The sequence below is a fragment of the Candidatus Obscuribacterales bacterium genome (assembly GCA_036703605.1).
Taxonomy (GTDB): domain Bacteria; phylum Cyanobacteriota; class Cyanobacteriia; order RECH01; family RECH01; genus RECH01.
The window spans coordinates 1-6,820 of sequence record DATNRH010000210.1 but is presented as its reverse complement, the minus strand read 5'-3'; the positions used below and the strand labels follow the sequence as shown (position 1 = coordinate 6,820).

At 55.2% G+C, this 6,820-nt stretch carries 7 protein-coding genes; 5 read left to right on the top strand and 2 right to left on the bottom strand.

The window, feature by feature from the left end; all coding sequences use genetic code 11:
* The 4 genes from V6D20_04485 to V6D20_04470 all read left to right on the top strand — a co-directional run.
* Positions 1–357: gamma-glutamylcyclotransferase (locus tag V6D20_04485; protein ID HEY9815050.1), on the top strand; the 357-nt coding region annotated here is incomplete at its 5' end.
* Between the two features lie 54 nt (positions 358–411).
* Positions 412–1,299 (top strand): ABC transporter permease, encoded by an 888-nt coding sequence (locus V6D20_04480; GenBank protein ID HEY9815049.1) that lies wholly within the window; start codon positions 412–414, stop codon positions 1,297–1,299.
* A gap of 182 nt (positions 1,300–1,481) precedes the next feature.
* The gene (locus tag V6D20_04475; protein ID HEY9815048.1) at positions 1,482–2,471 is read left to right on the top strand and encodes an ROK family protein; all 990 of its coding nucleotides are present in this window, start codon (positions 1,482–1,484) and stop codon (positions 2,469–2,471) included.
* 692 nt (positions 2,472–3,163) lie between these two features.
* Complete coding sequence (locus tag V6D20_04470; protein HEY9815047.1) at positions 3,164–4,183, top strand: HAMP domain-containing sensor histidine kinase; 1,020 nt, start codon at positions 3,164–3,166, stop codon at positions 4,181–4,183.
* 27 nt (positions 4,184–4,210) lie between these two features.
* Here the strand turns inward: V6D20_04470 and V6D20_04465 are convergent, their stop codons facing one another.
* Positions 4,211–5,029 (bottom strand): response regulator transcription factor, encoded by an 819-nt coding sequence (locus V6D20_04465; protein ID HEY9815046.1) that lies wholly within the window; start codon positions 5,027–5,029, stop codon positions 4,211–4,213.
* A gap of 221 nt (positions 5,030–5,250) precedes the next feature.
* On the opposite strand from V6D20_04465, the gene sfsA reads away from it, so the two are divergent.
* Positions 5,251–5,979 carry a DNA/RNA nuclease SfsA gene (sfsA, locus tag V6D20_04460; protein HEY9815045.1) on the top strand — a complete coding sequence of 243 codons (729 nt, stop codon included), beginning with the start codon at positions 5,251–5,253 and terminating at the stop codon, positions 5,977–5,979.
* A gap of 70 nt (positions 5,980–6,049) precedes the next feature.
* On the opposite strand, the gene V6D20_04455 is transcribed toward sfsA, so the two are convergent.
* Complete coding sequence (locus V6D20_04455; GenBank protein ID HEY9815044.1) at positions 6,050–6,541, bottom strand: YajQ family cyclic di-GMP-binding protein; 492 nt, start codon at positions 6,539–6,541, stop codon at positions 6,050–6,052.
* Positions 6,542–6,820: the final 279 nt, after the last annotated feature.

The window sequence follows — 6,820 nt, the reverse complement described above, 5'->3', positions numbered from 1 at the left end:
TTCCGGCGATCGCGTCTGCGTAACTGCGGTGTGCTGGACGTGGTGCCCGATGCTAGCGCCAGTGTAGAGGGGGTGCTCTATCGACTGCCCATGCATCTAAGCGATCGCCTCGATGAGCGGGAAGAGGGCTATCAGCAAGCTACTGTGGCAATTCACCAAGGCGATCGCATCTATCCCCACGTGCGCACCTACAGTGTGATCGAGAAGTTAACCGAAGAGCACGCTCCCAACGATTGGTACTTCAACGTGGTCTTGCGAGGAGCGGTCACCTGCGGGTTGTCGGAGCAATATTGCTGGCGTTTATTCCACCACATGCACCACCTGCAGCAATCCCAAATGACCCTGCGATCGGCCTGATGTCCCAAGAGCGCCAAGAGTCTTGGTAGAATCATCCCAGAGTTGATGAACCCTGTGACCCAAGCGAAATCTAGCCTACCGCCTTTACTTCAGCGAGCGATCGCCCCTAGCCTCTCCACCCGATTTATGTGGGCAGGGATTATCATTACGACCTTCTTTGTGGTCATTGCCCTGTTGGCCCCTTGGTTTCAAGACTGGGGTCTGCTGCAGGATCCCTTTAAGGTGCCCCTAGAAAATCCGATCCATTCGCCGCCATCAGCGGAACATTGGTTTGGCACCGATCGCAAGGGATATGATGTTTTTTCTCGCACCCTGTTTGGCACCCGAGCGGCGCTGCACGTGGTGCTGCTTGCTACAACGCTCAGCTTGTTGGTGGGTGTGCCCCTAGGCATGGTCAGCGGCTATCTGGGAGGCCGGGTAGACCGGGTGATGCTCTTCTTCATGGACACGCTCTACACCCTGCCAGGGTTGCTGCTGTCCGTGACCTTGGCCTTTATGGTGGGGCGCGGGGTGTTGAATGCAGCGATCGCCCTCAGTATTGCCTATGTGCCCCAGTACTACCGCGTGGTACGCAATCACACCGTGAGCGTCAAGACGGAGCTGTTTATCGAAGCTGCCCAGGCCATGGGGGCTTCCACTTGGACGGTGCTGTCTCGCTACCTGGCTCTAAATGTGATTCAAAGTGTGCCGGTGCTGTTCACCCTCAATGCGGCGGATGCAGTTCTGGTGCTGGGGGGGCTAGGCTTCCTCGGGCTGGGGCTGCCGGAACAAACGCCGGAATGGGGGCAGGATCTGCGGCAGGCCCTAGATGCTCTACCCACCGGCATCTGGTGGACGGCTATGTTTCCAGGGCTAGCGATGACCAGTCTAGTGGTAGGGCTATCGCTGGTGGGTGAAGGGTTGAATGACTGGATCAATCCCCTAGTACGCCGTGAGCGCTAGTTTCCCAGTCCATACTCAATACTCAAATCCCATAAGCAGAGGGTTGAGAAGCCGAAACCCGGCAACGTAGCTTCATAGCTCAAATCCCATAAGTAGAGGGTTGAGCGAAGCCGAAACCCGGCAACGTAGATTCCTTGCGTCTTAGCCGCCCTTCGGACAAGGGGTTGGGGGAGATCTGCAGGTTGTCTAGCCAACATGGGGCGATCGCTCACGATGTCATCACTCCAGCCCACCATGGGCCATATCCAGCAACGAAAACGAGGAAAACTGTGGGGCAAACGTCATCCATTCAACAGGTGTTCGGCATTGATCTGGGCGGTACCGCCATTAAGCTAGGCTGTTTCGATCGCCAAGGAACCTGCGATCGCTCACTCACGATTCCCACGCCCCAACCGGCGACGCCTGAGGCGGTGCTGGAAGCCTTGGTGGGGGCGATCGCGACCCTAGATCCCGACTATCAGTGCGGGGCGATCGGTCTCGGCACACCGGGGCCGGCCGATGCCGCAGGCCGGGTGGCGAAGGTGGCGATCAATCTAGCGGGCTGGCAGAATGTGCCCTTGGCGGATTGGCTGGAAGCACGCACCGGACGACTGACAGTCTTAGCCAACGATGCCAACTGTGCCGGGCTGGGGGAAGCCTGGCTGGGGGCCGGGCGGGGTATTGCCAACTTGATTGTGCTCACCTTGGGCACGGGGGTGGGTGGCGCAATTATTCTCAACGGTCACCTCTTTGTCGGTCACCAAGGGGCGGCTGGGGAACTAGGATTGATTACCCTCAACCCCGATGGGCCGCCCTGCAACAGCGGTAATCGCGGCTCCCTGGAGCAATATGCTTCCGTTCAGGCTATCCGCCGCCGCACGGGGCTAGAGCCCGATGAGCTGGGACGACGGGCAGCCGAGGGTGATGGTGAAGCGATCGCCTTTTGGCAAGCCTACGGACGAGATCTGGGGGCAGGGTTAGCCAGTTTGCTCTATGTACTAACGCCAGAAGCGGTGATTATTGGCGGCGGTGTCAGTGCTAGCGCCCCTTTCTTTTTTCCCAGTATGCAGGCGGAGCTAGAGCAGCGGGTGCTGCCAAGTTCACGGCAAGGGCTGCAGGTGTTGACGGCCCAGTTGGGCAATCAGGCCGGTATGGTCGGCGCGGCGCAGCTTGCCTGGCAATCGCTACGATGATGCTGGCTCCGAAACCTTTTGGGCGATTGGCCAGTCTCCTGGGTAGTCGCTGACATGAACATTGCCGACATGAACATCATTGTGGGAGCAGATGATCTCGATCTACCTATAGGCTAGTGTTAGCCTGGATGCGAGATGACCGGGGCGATCGCCCAACGCAAGACTTCCATGTCACATAGACGATGCGTCTGCTTTAGATCACGCTGATACACCGTAGAGGGAGGCAAGACGGCGAGACAACTGGCTGCGTTTTATCCATGCTGAGGTAATGTTGAAAACAGCATGTGTCATTGTGAGGGAGCGTAGCTATGCCAGGACACGTCCTCATTTGCTGCAATCATCACCTAAATCTCCGCTACCTTACCGTTGTCGTAACAACATCTGCTCGTTGATTATCAGTAATATAGCTTTGGTCAGTCTGGTTGAGACATGGCCTAGATCGAACGTTCAAACCTTTGAATGTTGTCAGGGTTTCTGGATCTCCTAACCCATGTAACTAGCGCCATAGCATCTCCATACAGCCAAGTCGCTGCAGGATCCCAGGATTCTCCATAGAGCTCATGGTTCATCACGACTGGGTTGGGTCAGGCTAAGATCGAGGCGTTTCGATCGCCTTACCTCTGTGTATCTACATCACATTTCTCTGTCCTACCGCTCCTGTTCACTTACCTTGTCAGATTTTTAACTTGGCTATGGGCTTCACTTCTTGGGTATTTCTGATGGTTGGCATTGGTGTCGGGCTGATCACACGCCCCCAGCTTTCGCGTTTGCTCGAACGTCCCCAATCTGGCCAGCCTGAGCAAGTGGAGATACATCGCTCGGATGTAGAGGCTAGTCGTCCTGATGTGGTCATCCATCAAGCGGTGCAGGAAGCGCTGCTGGCCTACTACCTCTCAGCGGAGATGAGCCAGTTCCGAGCTGGCTTTTTGGCGCGTACGTCCCATGAACTGCGATCGCCCCTCAGTTCGATTATCAGTCTGCATCAACTGATTCTGACGGATCTATGTGAAGATCACGACGAGGAACGCGACTGTATCAATCAAGCCTATGGGGCTACTCAAAAGCTCTTGGCGTTGCTGGATAGTCTAATTTTGGTCTCGAAGACAGAGTATGGCAGTGCCCAACAGTCGTTGCAAAGTGTGCAGCTTGCAACCGTGCTGGATGAAGCCTACGCCTTAACTAACCTACTGGCCAAGAACCGAAACCTTCGTCTCTCGGTGGATGCTGTAGATCCAGAGATCTGGGTACAGGCAGATCCTCGGCGACTACAGCAGGTCTTGGTGATGCTGATCGACATGCCGATTATGCTGATGGAGGAGGGAACGATTCATGTCTCCATTCATCCCCAACCAGACAAGCAGCAGGTTGAAATCTGGATTGATGACTATCGTCCGTCCAGCGCTTGGCGAGAACCCTTGGATTTTATGAATGCTAGCCCTCCGCCAGAACGCTTAATGCATCAGATTTTGCAGGGTATTCGCAACCAAACGCCCCTGCCCCTAAGCCCATCACGATTCCAGCCTGGCAGTCCGCGTCTACCGGTGTCGGTGGGCATGGCGCTGATGATGTGTCAAATTTTGTTAGACAGGATGAATGGACGGCTGGAGTTACTCGAAACACCGTCGGCTAATTCTGCCCAAACGTCTAACCTTGAGTCTGCCGGGCGATCGCGATTGGCCTGCTACCTTCCCATGGACATGGATATCTCCTAGCCATGGCAGGCTGAATATGACTAGGGCTTAGCGTTCTGCTAGTCGTGGAAAAGGATGCTCATTGGCGATCGGACGATGGTTAAATAAGGGACGATCGCTCGTACTATGAGTGGTGCCGTGGTTATGGCTAGCGGCGTTAATCGATGTTGGGCGATCGTGGGATAGCACGTCCACGTTAAACCGGTAGCCTACATTCCGTACGGTTTGAATTAAATTGGGCTGACGGGGATCAACCTCAATTTTCTTGCGCAGGGAAAGGACATGGGTATCCACCGTGCGATGGTTATCGATGGCATCGGGCCAGGCCCGCCGCAGCAGTTCTGTCCGGCTCAGGGGTAGGCCCCCAGCTTGGGCTAGAACATAGAGTAAACTAAACTCTTGAGGGGTTAGCTCAATCGATTCTTCATTCAAGCGCACGCGGCGATGAATTAAATCAATTTTTAGCTCTCCGTAGTTGAGGGAGTCAGGAGCAGAGACCATACGGCTACGGCGCGACAAGGCGTCTACCCGGGCCAAAAATTCCTGCATTCCAAATGGCTTGGTCAGATAGTCATCTGCCCCTGCCCGTAACCCCGTCACAATATCTGATTCAGTCGTGCGGGCTGATAACATCAAGACAAATGCCTGCTGCTGGCTCTGTAGCCATCGGCAAAAGTCGAGTCCGTCACCGCCAGGCAATTCAGAGTCAAGCACCACGAGATTGGGTTGCCTGGTCTGAAATGTCTCGCGGGCTTGATGGAGATCCGCCGACTGGTAAACCCAATACCCTGTTTGTTGCAAATGCCAACCGAGTAGCGATCGCAAATGAGGGTTTCCTTCAACAATCTGGATGCAAACAGCGCCCACGGTAAATACTTGTTTGAAGTTGCGTTCACAAGCGTAACAGAGCAGTTGTCATGGTTTTGTAACCGCTGTTACCCCCACCCTGCGGGGATCAGGTGGCAGGGGCGATCGCGTCTGGGGTGAACTCGTCTAGTTGACGCGCTGGTGCAATCACGGCATACTCTGAAAGCCAGTGCGCCGTACTGGACTTGGATGTTGTGTCTTTTCTAGATCCCCGAGCCAGAATGGTTATCGATTGGTTTTATCCTTACCCGCCGCTGTTGTCTGGGCGGTTAATCAACCGTTACAAACGTTTCTTTGCTGACGTCGAGCTGGATAGTGGCGAGGTGGTGACGGCCCATTGCCCCAATACGGGCCCGATGACCGGGGTCTATGTGCCGGGTAACCGGGTGCAGGTGTCGAAAAGCGATAATCCTAAGCGCAAGCTGGCCTACACCTGGGAGTTGATTGAGGTGGAGGATACGGTGCCCACCTGGGTGGGGGTGAATACGGGGCTGCCAAATCGGGTGGTGCGATCGCTGTTGGAACAGCGCGGATTGGCTGAACTAGGCGACTACACAGAGATTCGCCCCGAGGTGCCCTACGGTATAGATGGCAAAAGCCGCATCGATTTTGTTCTGCAGCCGACGGAGGGCGATCGCCCCCTCTATATTGAGGTGAAAAATACCACCTGGGTGCAGGGGAGCCTAGCCCTGTTTCCCGATACGGTGACCACGCGCGGGCAGAAACATTTGCGGGAACTCATCCATATCGCCGAGACGGCTCGCCCCGTCATGCTCTATTTCATCAACCGGGGCGACTGCGATCGCTTTTCCCCCGGTGATGTGGCCGATCCCACCTACGGTCAGCTTCTACGGGCGGCGATCGCTGCCGGGGTGGAGATTTTGCCCTGCCGCTTTGATGTGACGCCAGCCGGGATCAGGTATCTGGGTCTAGCGACCCTGGAACTTTAGCGTACCAACGCACATCGTCTCAGACGCAGAACACCGCACTGTCTCGCCGGGAGGCTAGGGTTGGGAGATGCTACCGATAATTCACAAACTGGAGTTCAACCGGCAAATCTTCCTGGCGGAGCCGCTGCATGACCAGTTGCAGGTCATCTTTTGATTTGGCCGAGACCCGGACTAAGTCGCCTTGCAGGGCGGCCTGCACTTTTTTGAACTCGTCGCGAATGATCTTCGACAGTTTTTTGCCCAGTTCTTTATCAATGCCTCGCTGCAGCTTGATCTCTTGCCGCACGCGATTACCGCTTGAGGATTCAACCGAGCCGTAGTCAAAAATTTTCAGCGATAGCCCCCGCTTCACGGCCTTGGTTTGCAGCACCATGTGAATCGACTGCAGGGTGAAGTCGCTGTCGGTGGTAATCGTAAGCAGATCCTCTCCTAGATCCATCTCGGTCTTCGTATCCTTGAGGTCATACCGGGTGCGAATTTCTCGCATGGCTTGGTCTACTGCATTGACCATTTCCTGGTGGTCAAAGTCGCTGACAATGTCAAAGGATAGATTGGAAGCCATAATCTCGCTGAGCTGTTCTCAATGCAACAATGCCCCTGATGGTTCATCAGGAGGCTACAGGTTTATAGTACCGGAGAGGTTGTCCTCTTGGACCGAATGGTTGTTGACCGGATAGTTTAGGATCCTAGGCTGCGCAAGCTGATCACGAATAGGGTGATGATCCCCAAATTGCCCACGCCAAACATCATCGATCGCGCCCAGGGTAGATCCAAAATGTAAAAAACTGGATAGAGCGATCGCGCGGCAAGGTAGGCTAGGGCTGCGATCGCAGCTAGGACA